19 protein-coding genes are annotated in these 21,352 nt (G+C 56.4%); 7 read left to right on the top strand and 12 right to left on the bottom strand.

What is annotated here, in order from left to right; genetic code table 11:
- The 4 genes from D9N13_RS05865 to D9N13_RS05850 form a co-directional block, all read right to left on the bottom strand.
- Positions 1–434: Hcp family type VI secretion system effector (locus D9N13_RS05865; RefSeq protein ID WP_290587140.1), on the bottom strand; the 434-nt coding region annotated here is incomplete at its 3' end.
- A gap of 416 nt (positions 435–850) precedes the next feature.
- On the bottom strand, positions 851–1,339 hold the full coding sequence (locus D9N13_RS05860; protein ID WP_290587138.1) for an Hcp family type VI secretion system effector: 489 nt from the start codon (positions 1,337–1,339) through the stop codon (positions 851–853).
- Between the two features lie 274 nt (positions 1,340–1,613).
- The gene (locus tag D9N13_RS05855) at positions 1,614–2,192 is read right to left on the bottom strand and encodes a DUF6931 family protein (RefSeq protein WP_290587135.1); all 579 of its coding nucleotides are present in this window, start codon (positions 2,190–2,192) and stop codon (positions 1,614–1,616) included.
- Positions 2,193–2,275: 83 nt separating this feature from the next.
- Positions 2,276–3,358: an AraC family transcriptional regulator gene (locus tag D9N13_RS05850; protein ID WP_290587133.1), complete on the bottom strand. Its 1,083-nt coding sequence runs from the start codon at positions 3,356–3,358 to the stop codon at positions 2,276–2,278.
- Positions 3,359–3,563: 205 nt separating this feature from the next.
- On the opposite strand from D9N13_RS05850, the gene D9N13_RS05845 reads away from it, so the two are divergent.
- The 3 genes from D9N13_RS05845 to D9N13_RS05835 all read left to right on the top strand — a co-directional run bounded on the left by D9N13_RS05845 (position 3,564) and on the right by D9N13_RS05835 (position 5,795).
- Positions 3,564–4,325 (top strand): class II aldolase/adducin family protein, encoded by a 762-nt coding sequence (locus D9N13_RS05845; RefSeq protein ID WP_290587131.1) that lies wholly within the window; start codon positions 3,564–3,566, stop codon positions 4,323–4,325.
- Positions 4,326–4,393: 68 nt separating this feature from the next.
- On the top strand, positions 4,394–4,831 hold the full coding sequence (locus D9N13_RS05840) for a YtoQ family protein (RefSeq protein WP_290587129.1): 438 nt from the start codon (positions 4,394–4,396) through the stop codon (positions 4,829–4,831).
- Positions 4,832–4,964: 133 nt separating this feature from the next.
- Entirely contained in the window at positions 4,965–5,795 is an 831-nt protein-coding gene (locus D9N13_RS05835) for a peroxiredoxin family protein (RefSeq protein ID WP_290587127.1), read from the top strand.
- Here D9N13_RS05835 and D9N13_RS05830 read toward each other — a convergent pair whose 3' ends face one another.
- Together D9N13_RS05830 and D9N13_RS05825 are read right to left on the bottom strand one after the other, a co-directional pair.
- Positions 5,796–6,479 carry an outer membrane protein gene (locus tag D9N13_RS05830; RefSeq protein ID WP_290587125.1) on the bottom strand — a complete coding sequence of 228 codons (684 nt, stop codon included), beginning with the start codon at positions 6,477–6,479 and terminating at the stop codon, positions 5,796–5,798.
- A gap of 98 nt (positions 6,480–6,577) precedes the next feature.
- A complete protein-coding gene (locus D9N13_RS05825) occupies positions 6,578–7,048 on the bottom strand; it encodes a Dps family protein (RefSeq protein WP_290587122.1) in 471 nt (156 codons plus the stop codon).
- Positions 7,049–7,276: 228 nt separating this feature from the next.
- Between D9N13_RS05825 and D9N13_RS05820 the strand changes: the two genes are divergently transcribed.
- Positions 7,277–7,825: a DUF4334 domain-containing protein gene (locus tag D9N13_RS05820; RefSeq protein ID WP_290587120.1), complete on the top strand. Its 549-nt coding sequence runs from the start codon at positions 7,277–7,279 to the stop codon at positions 7,823–7,825.
- 24 nt (positions 7,826–7,849) lie between these two features.
- Here D9N13_RS05820 and D9N13_RS05815 read toward each other — a convergent pair whose 3' ends face one another.
- Positions 7,850–8,734, bottom strand: coding sequence for a metal-dependent hydrolase (locus D9N13_RS05815; protein ID WP_290587118.1), 885 nt, complete (start codon positions 8,732–8,734; stop codon positions 7,850–7,852).
- A gap of 123 nt (positions 8,735–8,857) precedes the next feature.
- On the opposite strand from D9N13_RS05815, the gene D9N13_RS05810 reads away from it, so the two are divergent.
- Both D9N13_RS05810 and D9N13_RS05805 read left to right on the top strand, forming a co-directional pair.
- Positions 8,858–9,904: a helix-turn-helix transcriptional regulator gene (locus D9N13_RS05810; protein WP_290587116.1), complete on the top strand. Its 1,047-nt coding sequence runs from the start codon at positions 8,858–8,860 to the stop codon at positions 9,902–9,904.
- A gap of 38 nt (positions 9,905–9,942) precedes the next feature.
- Complete coding sequence (locus D9N13_RS05805) at positions 9,943–11,082, top strand: CaiB/BaiF CoA transferase family protein (protein ID WP_290587114.1); 1,140 nt, start codon at positions 9,943–9,945, stop codon at positions 11,080–11,082.
- Positions 11,083–11,093: 11 nt separating this feature from the next.
- Here D9N13_RS05805 and D9N13_RS05800 read toward each other — a convergent pair whose 3' ends face one another.
- Positions 11,094–11,639, bottom strand: coding sequence for a nuclear transport factor 2 family protein (locus tag D9N13_RS05800; protein WP_290587112.1), 546 nt, complete (start codon positions 11,637–11,639; stop codon positions 11,094–11,096).
- Between the two features lie 267 nt (positions 11,640–11,906).
- Between D9N13_RS05800 and D9N13_RS05795 the strand changes: the two genes are divergently transcribed.
- A complete protein-coding gene (locus D9N13_RS05795; RefSeq protein WP_290587109.1) occupies positions 11,907–15,107 on the top strand; it encodes an Ig-like domain-containing protein in 3,201 nt (1,066 codons plus the stop codon).
- Here the strand turns inward: D9N13_RS05795 and D9N13_RS05790 are convergent.
- The 4 genes from D9N13_RS05790 to D9N13_RS05775 form a co-directional block, all read right to left on the bottom strand.
- Positions 15,104–16,042, bottom strand: coding sequence for a helix-turn-helix domain-containing protein (locus D9N13_RS05790; protein ID WP_290587151.1), 939 nt, complete (start codon positions 16,040–16,042; stop codon positions 15,104–15,106). The genes D9N13_RS05795 and D9N13_RS05790 overlap by 4 nt on opposite strands.
- 346 nt (positions 16,043–16,388) lie before the next feature.
- Positions 16,389–17,381 (bottom strand): prenyltransferase, encoded by a 993-nt coding sequence (locus D9N13_RS05785; RefSeq protein WP_290587107.1) that lies wholly within the window; start codon positions 17,379–17,381, stop codon positions 16,389–16,391.
- Positions 17,378–18,145, bottom strand: a complete 768-nt coding sequence (locus D9N13_RS05780; RefSeq protein ID WP_290587105.1) for a dienelactone hydrolase family protein — start codon at positions 18,143–18,145, stop codon at positions 17,378–17,380. Before D9N13_RS05780 ends, D9N13_RS05785 begins: the two co-directional genes overlap by 4 nt.
- 89 nt (positions 18,146–18,234) lie before the next feature.
- Positions 18,235–21,351 (bottom strand): efflux RND transporter permease subunit, encoded by a 3,117-nt coding sequence (locus D9N13_RS05775; protein WP_290587103.1) that lies wholly within the window; start codon positions 21,349–21,351, stop codon positions 18,235–18,237.
- Position 21,352 lies beyond the last annotated feature (1 nt).

Genomic DNA, 21,352 nt, shown 5'->3' with positions numbered 1-21,352 from the left:
TTGTTGGTCTTGTCCGCGCCCTGCAGGTCGGCCACGATTTTGGAGTAGCTGAGGCTCATGCTTTCGCCGGGGGCGCTGCCGCCGCTGGCGCTGACGCTGTAAGAGCTGATCAGTACGTCGGTCAGTTCGTAGGCGGCGAATTTTTCAACTTGTTTGGCGCCAGTTTGTACGATGTGGATTTGTACCACAACACCTTCCACGCCGGTGAGGGATTCCTTGAACAGGCCGCCGGAGGCGTTGTCCATCATTTTGGTGACGGACACTTCGCTGATGGAAGGGCGGCTGGCTTCACGGTTGGCCATGTTGCCCACTTCCATGGTGATGCCGCGGCCGGTGCCCAGGCTGAAAGAGTCCAGTTCGATCCAGTCTTCGTAACCGGCTGCGGTGACGTTGCCTTTGATCTTTTTGTTGTTGAAGTTCATGTAAATAGCCATGGTGTATCTCCTGAGAATGATGAGTCGTTACGTTAATTGGGTTACTGCGTTTCGCTGGCGCTTAATCGCTCTTGCTTGAGTATTACATATCAACTTGCGTGCCAACTTTTTAAGTTGTTGATATGGTTGAATATTTAAGATTTTTGATGGCGTTGCGATGAAGATCGGGCGGTTGCCTGGGGAAGTGGCAGAGTGGTGCTGAAAAAGTGACAAGTCACGGGCTGATTTTCATGTCACCGCCGATGACGGCCAGGCACAGCGGGGGGCAGTTGTTCGGAAGAATTAAAACAGCACGAACGGATAAAGGGGCCCTGGTGCGGAACCCACCACGACCAGACCCCGGCTTGTGAGCCAGGGTCCGGTTGCGAGGTGGGGGGGTGGCCGCTGGGGGCCAGCCCGGGTTTTCTGTTCGAGCTTTACTGAGGCTTGCCGGTGGTGAGGTCATAACCCACTTTCATGTTCTGACCGTTTTTGTTGGTCTTGTCCGCGCCCTGCAGGTCGGCCACGATTTTGGAGTAGCTGAGGCTCATGCTTTCGCCGGGGGCGCTGCCGCCGCTGGCGCTGACGCTGTAAGAGCTGATCAGTACGTCGGTCAGTTCGTAGGCGGCGAATTTTTCAACTTGTTTGGCGCCAGTTTGTACGATGTGGATTTGTACCACAACACCTTCCACGCCGGTGAGGGATTCCTTGAACAGGCCGCCGGAGGCGTTGTCCATCATTTTGGTGACGGACACTTCGCTGATGGAAGGGCGGCTGGCTTCACGGTTGGCCATGTTGCCCACTTCCATGGTGATGCCGCGGCCGGTGCCCAGGCTGAAAGAGTCCAGTTCGATCCAGTCTTCGTAACCGGCTGCGGTGACGTTGCCTTTGATCTTTTTGTTGTTGAAGTTCATGTAAATAGCCATGGTGTATCTCCTGAGAATGATGAGTCGTTACGTTAATTGGGTTACTGCGTTTCGCTGGCGCTTAATCGCTCTTGCTTGAGTATTACATATCAACTTGCGTGCCAACTTTTTAAGTTATTGATATAGTTGGGTTTTATTGTGTTGGTGGGGTTTTGGAGCACAGCCGGGGCAATTGTGGGCAGGTGGGAACGGTAAAACCGGGGAAGTGACATGTCATCTGTCACGGGGGTGACAGTTTAGAGCAGAGTGACAGGGTGGTGACGGCGGGCCTCGCTCAGGCCACGTCGCCCCGGCCACCGGCGGCCAGATCCAGGCCCTGGCGGATGAACAGCTTGAATTGCTCGGCGGCATTATCCGGGTCCGGACTGAAGGCGGCCATGGAAATGGCCCCGGATACGGCGTGGGCATAGAGATAAGGGGGCGCCACCATCTCCGGCTCGCCCGGCTTGGCCATACTGCCACCACTCCAGAAGGCGGCGGTGGCGGCCCAACTGGCGGCGGATTTGTTCTGGGTTTTTTCGCTCCAGGCTTTGGCCAGTTGACGCTTTTCCTCGCTGGGCTGGATGGCCCACTGTTCGGCCGCGTTGAGGGCCGCTTGCTGGGGCGCCGGCGCATCTTCTGCCAGGGTCTTTTTCACCGCCAGACAGGCCCACCAGATGGACTCCCGTTTTGGCAGGGCGTGGGCCAGGAACTTCACCGCGTCATAGTACAGGTTGGCCTGCAGCAACTGGCGGACAAAGTCGGCGGGTGTCAGATTGCCCTGGTCGGCAAACTCCGCTGCCTCTTCACTGAGTTCAAAATGGGTAAGAATCTCGCTGGCTTTCTGCGCCTGAATTTTTACCAGTTCTGCCATGTTGTGGGTTCCAGCTGCCGATGATTGGGAAAGCAGGACTATAGCACAGAGTTAGGCCCGACCGGAGGCCGGGCGCGATCCGGTTATGCGGCGACGCTGCGTGGCAGCGGGCTGGAGAGGGGCATGGTGACGTGGGTGGAGCGGCTGCGTTTGCGGTGTTCCTGTGGTGTCATGTCGGTCCAGCGCTTGAAGGCTTCGCGAAAGCTGGCGGCATCCTTGAAGCCACATTTGTGGGCCACTGCGCTGGATTTCAGCTTCGGATCAGCCAGGTAATGCAGTGCCAGCTGCAACTGGTGCTCATGACAGATACGGCGATAGCTGGTGCCGGCTTCCTGCAGCTTGCGGCGCAGGGTACGCGGCGTGACGTGCAGCCGGTCGGCGATGGCATCCAGGCTTGGCAACGGGCCTTCCTGCTTGCTGATTTCAGAACGCAGCATCCAGGTCAGGTCGCCTTTTTTCACCTGCGCCACCCGTTCGGCTTCCAGTTTACAGACGGCAATGGCCTGCTGCTCGGTGATGGGGTTGCCCGACGGCAGGGGCCGGTGCATTAAATCGTTGGGAATCACCAGCATGCTTTTTTCCCGGTTAAAGGAATAGGGGCAATCGAAATAGCGGGCATACTGTTCATAGTGTGCCGGTGGTGCATAGTTTAGGTGAATCTCGCTGAACACGTTGCGCTCTTTGACCAGGGAGCGGATCATGCTCTGCATGGAGCCGATCAGCAGTTCGTGGGAAAAGCTGGCGGAGAGCGGAAAGCTCATGCCTTCCTGTCGCTCGATGACGATTTCGGTGACATCTTTGCGGAAATGGGGTGTCAGCTTGAAGCGGCTGCGCACTATACTGCGGAAACGATTACCGGTTTCCAGTGCCGAACCCAGGGTCTGGGAGCAGATCATCGCCACCGAGAGCACGCCCCAGCGGGACAGGTTGAGATTGGAACCCAGGGCCAGGGCCACATCGGGGCGGTTGGTGATGCGGAAAATATTGTGGTAGATGATGTCGAATTGCCGCAGGGACACCAGGGTCTCCGGGTTCATGATATGTTCTTCTTTAAGGCCGGTACCCAGTAACCATTGCCGGGGGTGAAACCCTTCCCGTTTCATAAACTGTTTGATGAGAAACAGTTCAGCACTGGGATAAATCGCCTGATCTTCGAATGCAGTCATGATGCACTTCCCCTTCATTGTTGTTTTGGGTAATCAAGGAGTACTGCTGAGTCACTTTCCTTGTGAGTGGATAGGGGCCACTCTTGAGTATGGAATGGCCTATGATAGTGACATTGGCCGACAATTACGAGTCGTTTTTTGTAAATGACTCATTATTTGGCAGAAAAATAAAATAACTCAATTTCATCAGGAGGTTAGATTGCCCATGAGCGCTATGAAATCCATCAGAAATCAGGTGAGTGAGGAAGAATGGAAGCAACGGGTGGACTTGGCGGCCTGTTACCGGCTGGTGGCGGACTATGGCTGGGACGATCTGATTTTCACCCATATCTCGGCCCGGGTGCCGGGCCCGGAGCACCACTTTTTGATTAACCCCTATGGCATGTTGTTCGAGGAAATCACCGCTTCCAGCCTGGTGAAAGTGGATCTGCACGGCAACAAGGTGATGGACAGCGAATACGATATCAACCCGGCGGGCTTTACCATTCACAGCGCCATTCATGCCGCTCGTGAGGACGCCAAATGCGTGTTGCACATCCACAGTATCAATGGTGTGGCGGTATCGGCCCAGAAAAACGGTGTCTTGCCGTTGTCGCAGCAATCCATTCTGGTGCTGTCGTCGCTGGCCTATCACGATTACGAAGGCATTGCGCTGCGGGAGGACGAAAAGCCGCGCCTGGTGGCGGATCTGGGCGACAAGAATTTCTTCATGCTGCGCAATCACGGCCTGCTGACGGCTGCCGACAATATTCCGGATGCGTTCCTGTTCATGTATCTGTTTGAGGCGGCCTGCATGATACAGGTCCGGGCTCAGGCCGGGGGTGGTGAATTGATTCCCATCGACCAGAAGATCATTGATACCGCCCAGGCCCAGGCCCAGGCGGTAACCCGGCAGGCCGGTGGTGCCCTGGCCTGGCCCGCCCTGCTGCGGCGCCTGGATCGTCGCAATCCGGGATATGACGGTTGAAGCACCGCACTCGGAGGCAGAAGCCGGCTTGTGTATAATGCTGGCTGATGCGAACAGGAGGGCCAGGTATGAGTTGGACAGTCTATCTTTCAGGGGAAATTCACACGGATTGGCGGGAGCAGATCATCACCGGCGCTCAGGCACTGAACCTGCCGGTGACCTTTACCTCGGCGGTTACCGATCATGATGCCAGTGATGCGGCGGGGGATGTGTTGGGGGCCGAGGACACCCCGTTCTGGCGCGATCACAAGTCGTCCAGGGTCAACGGCATTCGCACCAAAACCCTGATTGAGCAGGCTGATCTGGTGGTGGTGCGCTTCGGTGAGCAATACAAACAGTGGAACGCGGCATTTGATGCCGGTTACTGCGCGGCGTTGGGCAAACCCTATATCACCCTGCATGATGACAGTATCATTCACCCGTTGAAGGAAGTGGATGCTGCCGCCATGGCCTGGGCCCAGACCCCGCAACAGGTGGTGGCTGTGTTGCGTTACGTGGTCAGCTAACCCTCACACCAGCCAACACACCAGCCCTCACACCAGCCCTCACACCAGCCCTCACACCAGCCCTCACACCAGGCTGCGCTGAAACAATCCGCCTCCTGTTGCGTCCAATCAGGTAAGACAAGGAGGCGATGCTATGAATCGATTAAAATCCATTTTTATTTCTCTTTACTTCACGTTGCTGTTTCTGGGTGTTGTGCGGGCATTCTGGCTGCTGCCGGAGTCCGGCTACGGGGTGTGGATGTTGGTTGCGCTGGTCCCTGGCCTGGCGTTTTTTATCTGGGTGTTTGCGTTCAGCATTGCCCGCACCGGTTACATGTCGGTGGTGATGTGGGTGGGGCCGTTGCTGGCCTGCGCCGGTATGCTGATGAACGATGTGGTGGCCATTGAGGCCTGGTTGTGGGTGCTGGGGGTGGGCCTGGGTTTTGCCAGTCTTTATATTCGCTGGTATTCCCGCTATGGCAAACGTTTCAATATGCTGTTGCAGAACGGCAACCGGTTACCGGAACTCAGCTTTGAAAACCCGCAGGGGGAAACGGTTCGGCTCAGTGATTTCGATGGTCCCTTGCTGCTGTTGTTTTATCGGGGTAACTGGTGCCCCTTGTGTATGGCTCAAATCAAGGAAGTGGCGGAGCAGTACAATGCGTTGGCCGCCAAAGGGCTGAAGCTGCTGATGATCAGCCCCCAATCCCATGCCAATACGGCAGATCTCGCGCGGCGTTTTGAAGTGCCCATGGAATTTCTGGTGGATAAGGAGCTGAAGGCTGCCAAAACCCTGGGGATTGAAGCGTTGGTGGGGTTGCCCGCCGGGTTGGAGGTGCTGGGGTATGACAGCGACACGGTGATGCCCACGGTGATCATCACCGATGCCGAGCGACGTATAATCTTTACCCACCAGACCGACAACTATCGGGTGCGCCCAGAGCCGGCCACGTTTCTGCGGGCTTTGGCGGACGCAGATATCTGATCAATAAAACTTGGAAATAAATTCCAGTCGCCACAGGTTGTGTTGCGGATTATCACCCGCCACGTCGATATCCACTTCCGTCCAGCGGTAACTGCCGCTCAGTGCATAATTCCGATTGATGTCCCAGCGCAGGCCAAGGCCCACCCCATAGCTGAGGCCGCTTTCGGATTTGGTGGGGCGGTAGCTGGTGCAGTAATAGCCGCCCCAGTAATCCCACCAGCAGTAGTTGTAGCCGGGGCCGTTACTGATGTTGGTGTCGATGGTGGTCCACCCCAGTTTGGCGGCCACGAAAGGTGTGAACGGTTGATCCAGCAAGTAATAAACCGCATCAGCATTCAGGCTGTAGTTATACATGCGGTTGCGGTATTTGAAATCCTCATTGGCGGGATCGTCAGCCCTGGCAAAGGCTTCGTAGTCCAGGCCGATCCAGTCAAAGCTGCCGCCGAAGGCCCAATGGGGGCTTTGGTTGTAGAGGTAGGAAAAACCAAAGCCTAGATCATCCTGCACATCCAGGTAGGATCCGTTGGGGCCGTTAAACGTTTCTGCTTCGGAATAATTGAGCCGGAATGAAAATTCGGAAGTGTAGGGGCGTCTGCCTTCAGCATGCACTGGCAGAGCAGTAAAAAACAGCGTACTGAACAGTAGTCCACAAAGCGAGAGGCACGGTACACGTGATGCGTTCATGGTGATCCCTGTCTGGTTGGCGAAATGGCTGACGGCGTGGTAACAGGGATGTTAACAGAAATGGGCGCGGGAGCGTTACGCTCCCGCGCAGAGGTGCTTTATTGATTCAGGGCGCGCAGCATCCATGCGGTTTTTTCGTGGATGCGCATGCGGTCGGAAACCAGCGCGGCGGTGGATTCGTCCTCTGCTGCCTGGGCCAGCTTCAATGCCTCACGACAGGTTCGCACCACCTGCTCATGGCCCTGATTTAGAATGTCCACCATGTCGGGCCCGCTGGGGATGTCGTCCACTTCTTTGATGGAGGATAATCGGGCCAGCTCTTTGTAAGTGCCCGGCGCAATGACACCCAGGGTGCGGATGCGTTCTGCGATGTCGTCCACCGCAACAGCCAACTCTGTGTAATGCTCTTCAAACATCAGGTGCAGTTCGCGGAACTGCGGTCCGGTGACGTTCCAGTGAAAATTGTGAGTTTGCAGATAGAGCGTGTAGCTGTCGGCCAGCAGCCGTTTCAGGCCGTCGGCGATGTTGATGCGGTCGCTTTCTTTGATTCCTATATTGATTGTACTCATAGCGGGTTCCTCCTAAGGGCAACTCGTTTGATTAGTGTAACCAATCGAAAATTTAATTCTAATTGGTTATAGCAATTGTCGACATTGACTATATTAATGAGGTGTTGACTAGTAGGTCATGATCGAAGTCATATTTGGTCACTGTGCAGGGGAAGGCAGGCTGTTAAGATACCGCCAGTCACTTATGTCGGATGTAGGCCCGGTTGTATTCCGGGAATGGGAAGAAATATGAATTGTGCGGCTAAATTTGACGAATTGCTGGCAACGGGGCCCATCAGCACCGAGCAGGCGCTGGCGTTTTTTGATGAGCTGGAACCGGTCAACATTGCTTTTATGCTCGGGAGCTGGCGCGGAAAGGGGTTTCCCACACACCATCGAATGGATGGCCTGATGGAGAACTTCAACTGGTACGGCAAGCTCTTTGAAAGTTCAGAAGAGGTTCATCCCCTGGTGTTTAAACGCCGTAACGGGGAGCTGGTGCGGTTGAACCCGATCTGGTTTCCCATGCAATACGCCGGCCGCAGCCGCCTGTCCATGAGCGCTTTGGGGCGGCTGATGTTTGATCTGGGGACCCGTTTCTTCAAGACCGGTAAATCCCGCGCGCGGTTGCGGATGACGGAGTACCGGGGCAAGGTCAGCGCCACCATGGTGTACGATCAGAAAGCCATTAATGATGTGTTTCGCAAGGTGGATGAGAATCGCGTGCTGGGGGTCATGGATTTGAAAGCGGAAGGGTATCGGCCCTTCTTTTTTGTGCTGGAGCGGGCCACCACCTGATCGCAGGCGCTGGCCGATTCCGGGTCAGGCCGCGGCGGTTTGTGCATCGGCCATGGCCTGGTCCAGAGACGCACGCCATTGCTCGATCAGGTGGCTGTCATCGTCATCCCAAGGGTGAAAGCCGGGCTTGAAGTAACGGAACCAGGCTGGTATGACACTGGCAAACAGGCCACCGGGTTTGGCCAGCTGCCAGATACCGTTGGCCAGGGTCAGGGGTTTGTTGTGCAGGCCGTCCTTACGCAGAAAGGCGGCGGTGTAGGCGAAGGTGTACACCAGCAGGAACCAGGTGGCCGGTGCCATGACTTTCACCCGCATCAAATAGTCACCATCGGTCACCTGTTGCAGCAGATCAAAGGCTACCGCTTTGTGTTCGGTTTCCTCGATGGCATGCCATAGCCACAATTGGCGCACGGAAGGGTCGATTTTGTCGATTACATTGTGCTTGGAAAGCAGCCATTGGGCCATGATGGCGGTGATGTGCTCCAGGGCGGCGGTGGTGGCCAGTTGTTCCACATCACTTAAATGCTTGTGGCCACCGGCAATGAATCGTTGTGCCAGTGCCTGACCCCCTTCCGCTTCTTGCTGATAGCCCATGGCCGCCAGCATCTTGTTGAAAGTGTCGTGTTCCAGTGAGTGCATGGCCTCCTGTCCGATGAAGCCGGAAATTTCTTTTTGCTGGGCTTTGCTTTGGGCCAGGTGGCGAAAGGTGCGCACGGAATCCACAAAAAAACGTTCTCCGTCGGGGAATGTCAGCGACAGGGCGTTCAGCAGGTGGGTCTGCACCGGTTCGTTATCAAACCAGTGTTTGCTGAGCCCCTTGAAATCGAAGTTCATGCGTTGGGGAATGATCGAAACATTCCCGGGGGTGGGTTTGATGGAGGATTTCAGGGATCGGATGCGCTTCCACATGGTACTGCCTCTGATGGATGTTGGCCCAAATTCAAAAATGGGTGACACAAGCAAATAAAATTACTATGGTCTAATACTCGTACAGAAATTCAATTCTGTCTTTTGTGGGAGGGCCAAATAACTTTGACTTTAGGCCACGATAAAACCGGGGGCCTGTTTCAGGGTATTCCGGGAATCTATTTGCTGCTGCTGTGCGATGTGATCAAGCAATTCGGGTTGAACGAGCAAGACATCCTGTTTGATATGGGGGTGTCGCGCAGCGACCTGCTCCAGCCCGACAGCCGCATCACCATGAAAATGGGCCATCTGGCCTCCCAGCGTGCCACCGCGCTGGCGGGGGATCTGGGCTTGGGCATGGCTTACGCGCAGGCACTCAAGGTAACCCTGCATGGCTCCGTGGGCCTGGTGGCCATGACCAGCCCCACCATCGGTGCCGCCCTGGAGGCCATGTCGCGCTTTATCGCCTTGCGGGCACCCTTCTTCAAAGCGGCGTTTGAAACCGATGCTCAGGAGATGATGGTGTCGTTGAATCCCACCCTGGAGATGGAGGCCCCCATCCGCACGTTTATGACCGAAGCCATTCTGATCGGGGTTACCATCATGTCGGAGCAGTTGCTGGGGCGCTCGCTGCAACAGACCCGGGTCGAAATGACCGGGTCGGAACCACCCTACTATTCCCGTTTCCGGGATCGCCTGCCGGTGCCCGTGCTGTATGAGTGTGCCCGCTGCTGTGTACGGGCACCCATTGCATTGTTTCATGCGGTGCCGCAACTGGCGGACCCCGCCGCCGCAGAGTTGGCCCGCCAACAGTGCGAGCTGGAATACCAGCAGTTGTTCCCGCAACAGGAATCCTTTGCCGATAAAATCAGGCGCCACCTGCAGAACTCACCCAAGGGCAAAGCGCTGCCCACCCAGGAAGAGGTCGCACGACGGTTTCATCTGTCCTCCCGCACCCTGAAGCGGCGTTTGCAGGAGGATGCAACCAGCTTTCGCGAACTGCTGGAGCAGGAGCAGACCCTGAGGGCCAAGCAACTACTGCAGGACACAGATCTGGATGTTTCCGGGATTGCCTATCAACTGGGCTACCGCGACGTAGGAACATTTTCCACGGCGTTCAAACGCTGGACCGGGATCACCCCGCGAGCGTTTCGGCAGTCTTGCCAAGGCTGATGAACCACATGAACATGAATAACGACAGAGGGTAAATTATGGGACCACTGCAGGGATTTAAAATCATCGAACTGGCCGGCATCGGACCGGGTCCGTTCTGCGGCATGATGTTGGCGGATATGGGGGCGGAAGTGATTCGGGTGGATCGCCCCGGCGGTAATCCATCGGCGGCCGGGGGGCATGACATTTTGTTTCGCAGCCGCAAAAGCATTGCCGTGAATTTGAAAAGCCCCGCCGGAGTGGAAACCATCCTTAAGTTATGTGAGCAGGCCGATGCCGTGTTTGAGGGATATCGCCCCGGTGTGGCGGAACGTTTGGGCGTGGGGCCGGAATCCTGTATGGCCCGCAACGAAAAACTGGTGTACGGCCGTATGACCGGTTGGGGTCAGGATGGGCCGTTGGCCACAAGTGCCGGCCATGACATTAATTACATTTCGATTTCCGGAGCCCTGCATGCGGTGGGGCGCGCCGGCGAAAAACCAGTACCGCCGCTGAACCTGTTCGGTGATTTTGGTGGCGGCGGCATGATGCTGGCCTTTGGTCTGGTTTGTGCGCTGTTGGAAACACAAAAATCCGGTAAAGGCCAGGTGATTGATTGTTCCATGCACGAAGGTTCTGCGGCACTGATGGCCATGTTTTATGGCTTGCAAGCCAACGGCCTGTTCAGTGATAACCGTGGCACACATATGCTGGATAGCGGCGCGCATTTTTATGATGTGTACGAAACCAAAGATGGCAAGTTCATCTCCATCGGCTCCATTGAGCCCCAGTTTTATGACCTGCTGAAACAGAAAGCCCAATTACCGGCGGATGATTTCGATGTGCAGATGAACCCCGCCCTTTGGCCGCAGCAGAAACAGAAACTGGAAGCGGTGTTCAAAGCCAAAACCCGGGATGAATGGTGTGAGATCATGGAAGGCAGTGATGTGTGCTTTGCCCCGGTGCTGGGGTTGGGGGAGGCACCGGATCACCCGCACAATGTGGCCCGTGGCAGTTTTGTTGAGGTTGGCGGTGTGAAACAGCATGCCCCCACACCACGGTTTTCCCGTACGCCCAGTGCCACACCGCAAGCCATGCAAACACCCGGTACCCACACACGGGAGACCCTGTTGAGATTTGGGTTTAATGATGCGGAAGTGGACGCGCTCATTGAGCAGGGAGCGGTGGCCCAGCTTTAGCATTGATCCCGTTAGCGTTGACCCCGCTTGAACAGGGAATAAAAATCGTAAGAGGGATCGTCTGCACCGGCAGCCCCCAGCCGTGATCCCTCTATTATCGGGTTCTGCAAGTCAACGATGGAGGGGTTATGTACATTAACCCAGTCCGCCACCACCGCGCGGTGGGAAAACTTCCACACCCCATCACGCTTTTCATACTTGTCGAAGTAGCGCCCGCCAATCAGCAGATCAAAGGGTTCAGCCTCGGTTTTCACCTTATGAAAGGCCAGCACATACACCTCACCTTCTGCGTAATTCCCCTCCACCTTGATGTTCACGGTGGTGATGTTGTGATGCAGAATCTCCATCGGGGCCTGAATTTCCGGCAGCTTGTCGATGAAATCCATGGCCGGCCCCTGGAAAAAGCCACCGTGATCGTCAATGGCATCCGCGTGGTACAGGCTGCGCATTTTTTCCTGGTCACGGCGATCGGCGGCATTGCAATAGGCGTGTATCAGTTCTTCTATCGCCCGTTTGTCCAGTAACCCATTCAGTTGTAGTTCCAGTTCCGGTGACATGGCCCGTATCGCCCTGCTGTAGTGGTTTCACCACTATAGTGACCGATCCCGGATCGTGCGTAGTCGATCTGTGTGTTGCAATCCGGCAATGAGTGTGTTCGTGCCGAGGGCAGCAGAACAGGTGGGTTAAAGAGGCCAAATTGGCGAGCTTTGCTTGCCACTGTAAGAATTGGGCCAGCGGTTTATCGGGTTGGCCGTTTTCAGCAAGATTTTACCGCGACCCACCGCTTCAATGAGGTATACAACAACAATAAAAAGGGCGATAGCATGAAAAAGGCGTGTCTGACGTTGCTGCTGGGGATAGGCATGGTCAGTGGTGCTCATGGGGCCAATGCCAATGGGCCGGGTGCATTGGGGGGTGATCTGTGGCAGGGCTTTCTGCAGATACTGCTCAATATCCCGCCGGTATCAGAGCGCATTAACGTGGTTGCCAATGAAGCACCATTTTACATTCCGCAGGCCAAATCCCATGGCCTCACCACCTTTCGTAATCGCAGTATCAGCCTGACGTTGCAGGCCAAGCACCGGCTTGAACCCGATGAAGTGGAGCTGCCGTTGCAGTTCGAGATCGTCAGCCCTCCGTTGCATGGCACGTTGGAAGGGGCGCCGCCCAATCTGGTGTATACCCCGGCGCCAGACTACACCGGATTCGACGAGCTGGTGTTTGCAGTCTCCGACGGGGTGCACGGCAGCAGTGAAGGCACCATTCAGATCAAAGTGCAGGGTTCATACACGTTATTTGAAAGTGGGCAAGTGCGTCCGTTGGCGTTGAATGCGGACAGCAGCCGGCTGTACGCGCTCAATACACCGGATGCACGGTTGGAAATTTTTGATATCAACGGCCACCAGCCGGTTCACCTGCACAGTGTGCCGGTGGGGCTGGAGCCGGTGGCCCTGGCCCTGCGCAATGACCAGGAAGCCTGGGTGGTGAATACCTTGTCCGACAGCATCAGCATTGTGGATCTGGCGGCCCCGGTGCCTCACGTTAAGCGCACCCTGCAGGTGGGGGATGAGCCGCAGGATATTGTCTTTGCGGGGCCGGCCCGTTCACGGGCGTTTGTGGCCACGGCCCATCGTGGACAGAATTCACCGTCTGAACTGGAACCCCTGACACCCGGTTTGGAGCGCGCGGATGTGTGGGTGTTTGACGGGGCCAATCCCACACAGCCACTCAATATCGTGACGCTGTTTGGTATGCCGCCCCGTGGCCTGGCGGTGAGCCCCGATGGCGCAACGGTATACGCTGGAATCTACAAATCCGGTAACCAGTCCACCATCGCTGTGCATAATTACCGCTTGTTCGGCAAACTCAGTACGGCCTACGGTAAACCCGGGCCCAAGGATGATGCCAGCGGTGTGAGGGCACCCAACACCGGAGTGATTGTGCGCTACGATGGTAATCGCTGGCGTGATTATTACGGCACCAACTGGAGCCGCTTTATTCATTTTGATCTGCCCGATTACGACGTCTTTGAAATTGATGCCATGGCCGACACTCCGGCGGTTGCCGCACAACATGCCCACGTGGGTAATGCGCTGTTTAATCTGGCCGTGAACCCCCAAACCGGTGCCCTGTATGTCAGTAATCTGGAAGCCCGTAATGAATTGAAATTTGAAGGCCAGGGAGAGCGCAGCGATGTGCAGACTTTGCGTGGCCGCTTTATTCAGAACCGCATTACCGTCATCAAGAACGGCGAGGTGCTGCCCCGGGATCTGAATCCCCATTTGACGGACGCCGATCCGGACGGTAGCCCGGACCAGAATGCACGCAGCCTGGCCCTGCCGTTGCAGATGCAGGTCAACCAATCCGGAGAAAGACTGTATGTGGCGGCCTTTGGTTCCGCCAAGGTGGGCGTGTTTGACATTACAGAGCTGGAGGAAAATACCTTCACCCCAAATCCGCGCAGCCACATTGAGCTCAGTGGTGGTGGCCCCAGTGGCCTGGTGCTGGATGAAGCCAATCAACGCCTGTTTGTATTGACCCGTTTTGACAACGGCATTTCAGTCATTGATACCCGCAGTCAAACCGAGAAAGCGCATGTCACCATGTACAACCCGGAACCGGATTTTATCGTTGAAGGCCGCCCCTTTCTGTACGACGCCCGTTACAGCTCCGGCCGTGGTGACAGTGCCTGTGGCAGTTGCCATTTGTTTGGCGATATGGACGGCATTGCCTGGAACCTGGGTAACCCGGATGCCAGTTGGACCTACAATACCCGGGATTACGTGAACTTTTTTTCGCGCATGAATGCGTTACGTATTCATCATCCTATGAAAGGCCCTATGTTGACGCAATCCCTGCGCGGCATGGAATTTCAGGGGCCGCAACATTGGCGCGGTGATCGCACCGGTGCCTATCGGGTAAATGGCGAGTCGTTGGAGCGGGCGGCGTTCAAGGAATTCAGAGGCGCATTCCCGGACCTGCTGGGGCGGCCGGAGATTCCCCCGGAGGAAGACATGAATGCGTTTGCTGATTTTGTATTGCAGTTGCGTTATCCGCCCAGCCCCATTCGCAATCTGGATGACACCCTGACGCCAGAGCAGAGTGTGGGCAGAGATACCTTCTTCAATGTTAAAACCACCGGCTTCCCTGCACCCAAGGGAGGTGATGTGGCAATGATACCTTGTAACGATTGCCATGAAGTGGATGCCGATATCGAGCGTTTTGGTACCAGTACATTGATGAGCTTTGAAGGAACGGAAACCTCACAGGATATGAAAGTAGCGCACCTGCGCAACGTCTATACCCGCGTGGGAATGTTTGGCCAGCGTTTTCGCTATGACACACCCACCAATCGATTTATGGGGGATCAGGTCACTGGGTACGGTTTTTCCCACGATGGGGCCGCGGATACGTTAAAGACTTTCCTGTCGTTGAATGTGTTTCATGTGCCCGATGAGCGCCTGGATCAGACCATCGATTTTGTGATGGCCATGCCCACCGGGCTGGCACCCATGGTAGGCCAGCAGTTAACACTGGACAGCGCCGCCACGGTGCTGGATCAGCAACGGCTGGATCTGATGCGGGATCAGGCTCTGCAGCATCTGCAGCGGGATGGTTTCTATAAACCGCAGTGCGAACTGATCGCCCAGGGTGTGATAGCCGGTGAGCAATCAGGATGGTGGTTGCAGGAAGATGGTTTGTTCTATCCCGACCGGGTGGGTGCTGCGCTGTCGGATACCGCGTTGCGGGCATTGGCGGGGGCGCCGGGCAATCGCCTGACCTTTAGCTGCGTTCCACCCGGGAGCGGCAATCGTATGGCGCTGGACCGTGATGAGGATGCCGTACTGGATCGGCATGACGGGCTGTTATTGGGCCGTGCACCTACCGCTGTTCAAGCGGCGAATCCTGCCGCAGAACCGGAGCAGGATGTGGTGGTGGAGCCGGAAGAGGGTGGTTACAGCCGGGAAGAATCCCAAAAACGCCGTGGTGTGTTTCCCAGCTTCAAGGATTTCTGGGCCTTCTAACACAGGCTGTGTGCAAGGGATGCGGTGCTACTGCATTCGCTGATGGCCGCGCGAAAAGCGCGGGGAGATTGTCCGGTCCAGCGTTTGAAGGCTTTGCTGAAAGATGAAGTATCGTAAAAATCCAGACTGATGGCGATGTCGGTGATGGATTGGTTGCTGTTCAATAATTTGGATATGGCGGTTTCCCGACGCAGGTCCTCCACAATTTCCACATAGGAGGTGCCCTGCTTCTTCAGGTTGCGACGCAAGGTGCGGCTGCTCACCTGTAAAAGTTCGGCCACGTCTTCCAGGCTCGGCACGGCATCCAGATGCCGTGCCAGCAATGCCCGCACTTCACGGGTGATATCAAGTTCTTTATCCGCGATGCTGGTGAGAAACTTACTTTCGGCCTGAGCAGAAATACTGGTGTTGGCCAGCGGCATTTCCTGTTCGGCCAGCTTTCTGTCCACAACAAACTCCGCATGTTCCACATCAAATTTCAGTGTGCAGGCCAGCATCTCTTCATAGTACTGGCTGTAATCCGGCCTGCTGTAAGGAAAGGCAATGTAGGCGGGCTGTTTATCCGGCCCCAAGAGGAACTGAAAAATATTACGGAAGTGGATCATGATCCATTCCATAAAATAACGGGTGTAGGGGGCCAGGGAAACGCACTCGTACAATCGCATGCCCACGTGATCGGGTGTTTCAAAGTATTCCAGTTCCAATGGCGGAAACAGAAGGTTGCCAAGTCGACTTCCCGCCTGCAGGCATTCCGCATAAGTAGATTGATACAAGATGGAGATGCCCGCTATTCCATGACAGCCGAATTGAATGTGGTTGCCGTTCTTCAGTCCATAATGAGGGATGTTGGAAGTGGCTTTAATGACTTTGATCAGGCGCATGACTTCATCCAGGGTGAAGTACTCTGTGCGGCTGTACAGGTTATCCAGATTGATGGCGGCGGCTTTACCGATATCGTGCTATTTAATGCCGTTATCCAAAGGATACTGCAGTGATGCAATGACGTACTGCGGGTGTATGTAAGGCTTGAAACGATCCATGAGATTGACTGCGCCTGATGATGACCGGAAAGATGCCTTATTTGTATAACTCGCATTACTTTACTACTTGTAAATATTGGCCAAGGGTCCAAGTAATTTGTTATCGAATTGTAGGTTTGGTGTTCCCTAAAAACTGAATCAGTTGCTTTAATTTCTATCGGTTAGTCAATGGCAGCCCAGGTGCCGGTTGCACAGTGACAACAGCAAGCCATGTTCAGGATCATCAGTTGGTTTGCCTGTTTTATTGGAGTAACAATGCAATGCCCAATCCGGCGAACAGCCAGGCGCCATATACCCGGGTATGGGCGAAAGCAAAGGCGGAAAACCATAAAGGCCAAATGCGCTGGGGAAAGCGTTCAGGCTTGTGGTCGGGCAAGGGGTAGGAGCAGGCGCGCCACAGGGCATAGGCGGATCTGAAGGCAAGGGCGATCAGCAGTATCGGCCAGGGCAGCTGTCCGCTGAAAACCAAAACCGACGGAATACAATATTGCGCCAGTGTCATGGCTTTCACCCAGCTACGGGCGCGGGCTTCCCCCAGTATCACCGGCAAAGTACGTACCCCTTTGGCGGCATCTGCTGCGCGTTTGTCCAGGTGTTTGCCGAACAGAACAGAGGTGGGTCCCAGGGCATAGGCAATGGAGACAACCGCCACCAGCCAACTCCACTGGCCGCTCACCACGTAAAAACCACCACCCACCATTAGCGGGCCCCATACCAGCAGCACCGCGGGCTCACCCAGCCCCCATTTTTTCAATGGCCAGGTGTAAAACAAAACAAAAAAGCAGCCCGCTGCCAGTAACGGCAGAACCAGCTCCCCGCGCAGCCACAGCAGTAGCAGGCCAATGCCCAATGCGGCCATTCCGGTAAGGCCGATTTGCAACAGCATATCAACACCGGACATCAGGCCCCGGGTCAGCGGCTGCACGCCATATTGATTGCGCATGTAACGGTCGTCGTCCACTCCGCGCCAATAATCCGTGGCATCGTTAATGAGATTGTTGGTGGCATGGGCCAGACACAATCCCAGTGTGACCAGGCACCATAAGCCCCAGTCCAGGGTGCTGAAATACCAAGCCAGCAAGCCGGCCAGAATTGATGAGCTGAATGTCATGATCAGCACCGAGGCGCGAACACTGATGAGCCAGCGCCCAAACCAATCCAACTGGTGCCATTGTTCGTCACTGAGCCGGGGCATACCGGTGAGCGCTTTGCCCCAGATTGACAGATGAATCATTCAGTGAGGGTCGTTTGCAGATAACGCAGGAATCTGGCCCAGGATTGCGCATCAGCAGATTGGCGATAGCGGTCAGAGTCGAACACAGTGAAGGCGTGGGGCGCGCCGCCGAAACTGATCAGCTCATGGGGAATCTGATGAGCTTCCAGCTCGGTGCCCAGTTGTGCCAGATCCTGCAGGGTAATCATGTTGTCGGCACTGCCGTGGAATACCAGAATGCTGCCGCGGGTGTTGGCGTAACTCTGCCCCGGCGGCGTGCTCAGGCCACCGTGAAAGGTGACAAAGCCTTTCATGTTGGCACCGGAGCGTGCGTGCTCCAGTACAGCGGCGCCGCCAAAACAGTAGCCCGTCATCACAGCATTATCGAGGTTGCCGCCCTGGGCTTTGGCTGCGTTCACGGCGCCGCTGATCAGGCGCCGGAATTTCTCCCGATCCTGATACAGTTCACCGGTATGCTGGCGTTTGTCTTCCACTTTGGTGGGGCGCACGCCCCGGCCGAACAAATCCGCCGCAAACACCGCGTAACCGGCTTGCTGCAGCATTTGTGCACGTTTGATTTCATAATCGGTGAGCCCATCCCAGTCGTGCAGCAAAATCACCAGCGGTGCCTTGGGCGCCGGGCTGATAAAGTAGCCCTCGTAGGGTTTGCCGTCCACTTCATACAGTACCGGTTGGGCGAGCGCCGACCCGGCAACCGTGAGCAAAAACACAGAGCGCAGTACGGCGCTGAAGAACGGCAAAGAAAAACGTGAAACGCGGGCCATGGTCATCGTCCTGAAGTCACAATGGAAGTCCCATGATACTGAATTCAGATGACGCTACCAGTGGGCAACGTCATCTGTTTGCACTTTGTCTAGTCAGCGGCCGATGCCGGTGCCAGTTGATTGCGCGACAGGCGCCGCCGTATCACCTGATAGAATACGGGCACAAAGATTATCGCCAGCACCGTCGCGGCAATCATGCCACCGATAACACCGGTGCCGATGGCCTGACGACTGGCAGCGCCGGCACCGCTGCTGATGGCCAGTGGCAAGACACCAAAGGTGAAGGCCAGTGAGGTCATCAGAATCGGGCGCAAACGCATGCGGCAGGCATTGATGGTGGCGGTCATCAGGTTGACGCCTTTGCCTTCTTCATCCTTGGCAAATTCCACAATCAGGATTGCGTTTTTGGCGGCCAGCCCGATGATGGTGATCAAGCCCACTTTGAAGAACACATCGTTGGGCATGCCACGCAAATAGACAGCAGCCAGTGAACCCAATACACCCAGGGGCACCGCCAGTACCACGGCAACCGGAATGCTCCAGCTTTCGTACAGTGCCGCCAGTGACAGATACACCACCAACAACGACAGCAGGAACAGGGCCGGCGCCTGGGCTTCGGAGAGAATTTCCTCATAGGACACCCCCGACCATTCGTAGCTGAAGCCGGTGGGCAGCTCGGCCGCCAGCTGCTCCATCTCCAGCATGGCTTCCCCGGAGCTGACGCCGGCGGCAGCCTGGCCGCCGATCTTCATGGAGGGCACGCCGTTAAAGCGGGTGAGGCGCGGTGAACCCATGGTCCATTGCAGATCCGCGAAGGCGGAAAACGGCACCATCTCCCCGGCCTGATTGCGTACCCGCAATTGCTTGATGTCTTGCGGCAGCATGCGCGCGGCAATATCCGCCTGCAGGATGACCTTTTGTACCTGTCCCTGATTCACAAAGTCGTTGATGTAGGCCGAGCCCAGGGCAATGCTCAACGTGTTGTTGATCTCGCTGATATCAATGCCCAGGGCGCGGGCCTTCTCCCGGTCCACGTCCACCCGTAGCTGCGGGGTGTCTTCCATGCCTTCCGGGCGTACTCCCTGCAGTTTGTTGTTCTGCATGGCCATACCCAGCAGCAGGTCCCGCGCCTCGGTGAGTTTGGCGTGTCCCTGTCCGCCAATGTCCTTGAGCTGAAACTCAAAGCCGGTGGCGGTTCCCAGTTCCGGGATGGACGGTGGGTTCAAGGGGAAGATGACCGCATCCCGTACCCCGGCCAGGGCAGCCCAGGCACGGCCGATGACGGCGTCCACGTGTTGATCCGGCTGCCGCCGTTGATCCCAGTCCTTCAGGCGCACAAAAGCGATACCGGCGTTCTGACCGCTGCCGAAGAAACTGAAGCCGGCAATGGCGACGATTTTTTCCACGTTGGGTTCGTTTTGCAGAAAATAGTTTTCCATGGTGCGCAATACGCGGGTGGTGCGTTCCTGGGTGGCACCGGCGGGCAGTTGCACAATGGTAATGAAGTAACCCTGATCTTCCTGGGGCAGAAACGAGGTCGGAAGGCGAAACGCGAAGAAGGTGACACCACCCACCAGGATCAAGTAAACCAGCATAACCCGGCCGGCGCGACGCAGCAGATAACCCACGCCTTTTTCATAGCCGTTGGTGCTGCGGTCGAACAGCCGATTAAACCAGGCGAAAAAGCCACGACTGTGCTGTTCGTGATCGTGCTTGAGCAGGGTGGCGCACAGTGCCGGTGTCAGGCTCAGCGCCAGGAAGGCAGAAAACAGGATGGAGGTGATCAGAGCCAGGGAGAACTGGCGATAGATGGCCCCCACCGAGCCGCTGAAAAAGGCCATGGGAATGAACACCGCCACCAGCACCACGGTGATACCCACAATGGCCCCGGTGATCTGCCCCATGGCTTTGCGGGTGGCTTGCCGCGGTGGCAGGCCTTCCTCGCGCATGATGCGCTCCACGTTTTCCACCACCACGATGGCATCGTCAACCAGAATGCCGATGGCCAGCACCAGGCCAAACAGGGTCAGGACGTTGATGGAAAAGCCAAACAGGCCCATGCCGATAAAGGCTCCCATCACCGCCACCGGCACCACCAGTGTGGGGATCAGGGTTGCGCGCCAGTTCTGCAGAAACAGAAACATCACCAGAAACACCAACAGTACCGCTTCCAGCAGTGTTTGCACCACTTCCTGTATGGAGATGCGAACGAAATCCGTGGTGTCATAGGGGTTGTCCCATTCCATGCCGCCGGGGAAAAACGCCGACATTTGTGCCATGCGTTCTTTCACCAGGGCGGAGGTTTCCACGGCGTTGCCGGTGGGGGACAGTTTGATGGCAATGGCGGCGGCCGGCTGGCCATTCACATAGGCGGTGGAGGCATAGTTTTCCCCACCCAACTCCACCCGTGCCACGTCTTTCAGCAACACACTGGAGCCGTTGGGGTTTACTTTCAGCAGGATCTGTTCGAACTGCTCCGGGGTGTTGAGCCGGCTGTCGGTCACCACAGTGGCATTCAGCATCTGGCCAACCTGGGCGGGCAGCCCCCCCAGTTCGCCGGCAGCCACCTGTACGTTCTGGGTCTGGATCGCCGTGGCCACGTCCGATGGGGTGAGGGAAAACGCCGTCAGTTTAATGGGGTCCAGCCAGATGCGCATGGCGTATTCGGTACCGAACACCTGTGCTTCGCCCACGCCTTTGATGCGCCGCAGTTCATCCAGCAGATAACTGTTGGCGTAGTTGCCCAGGGCGATGGAATCCATGCTGCCGTTGCTGGAACTGATGGTCAGGATCATCAGGAAGTTGCGGGTGGCTTTCTCCACCCGCAGCCCCTGGCGCCGCACCGGCTCCGGCAAGCGCGCCTCCACCCGTTTCACCCGGTTGTTCACTTCCACCTGGGCGATGTCGAAATTAGTACCCGGTTTAAAGGTGATGGTAATGTTGGCGGTGCCGCTGGAGCTGCTGTCGGAATTGATGGATTGCAGCCCTTCGATGCCATTCATTTCCTGTTCCACCACGGCGGTAACGGTTTCCTCCACAATGTTGGCGGAGGCACCGGGGTAAGTGGCGGTAACCCGCACCGAAGGTGGCGCGATATTGGGGTACTGCGCCACGGGCATATCCAGCACGGTGAGGGTACCGCCCAGGATGATCAGCAGGGCGATCACGCAGGCAAAAATGGGCCTGTTGATGAAGAAGCGGGCCATG

The sequence above is a fragment of the Ketobacter sp. GenoA1 genome (assembly GCF_003671475.1).
Lineage (GTDB): Bacteria > Pseudomonadota > Gammaproteobacteria > Pseudomonadales > Ketobacteraceae > Ketobacter.
The sequence above is the reverse complement of the archived record's forward strand: the minus strand, read 5'-3'. Positions and strand labels throughout refer to the sequence as shown.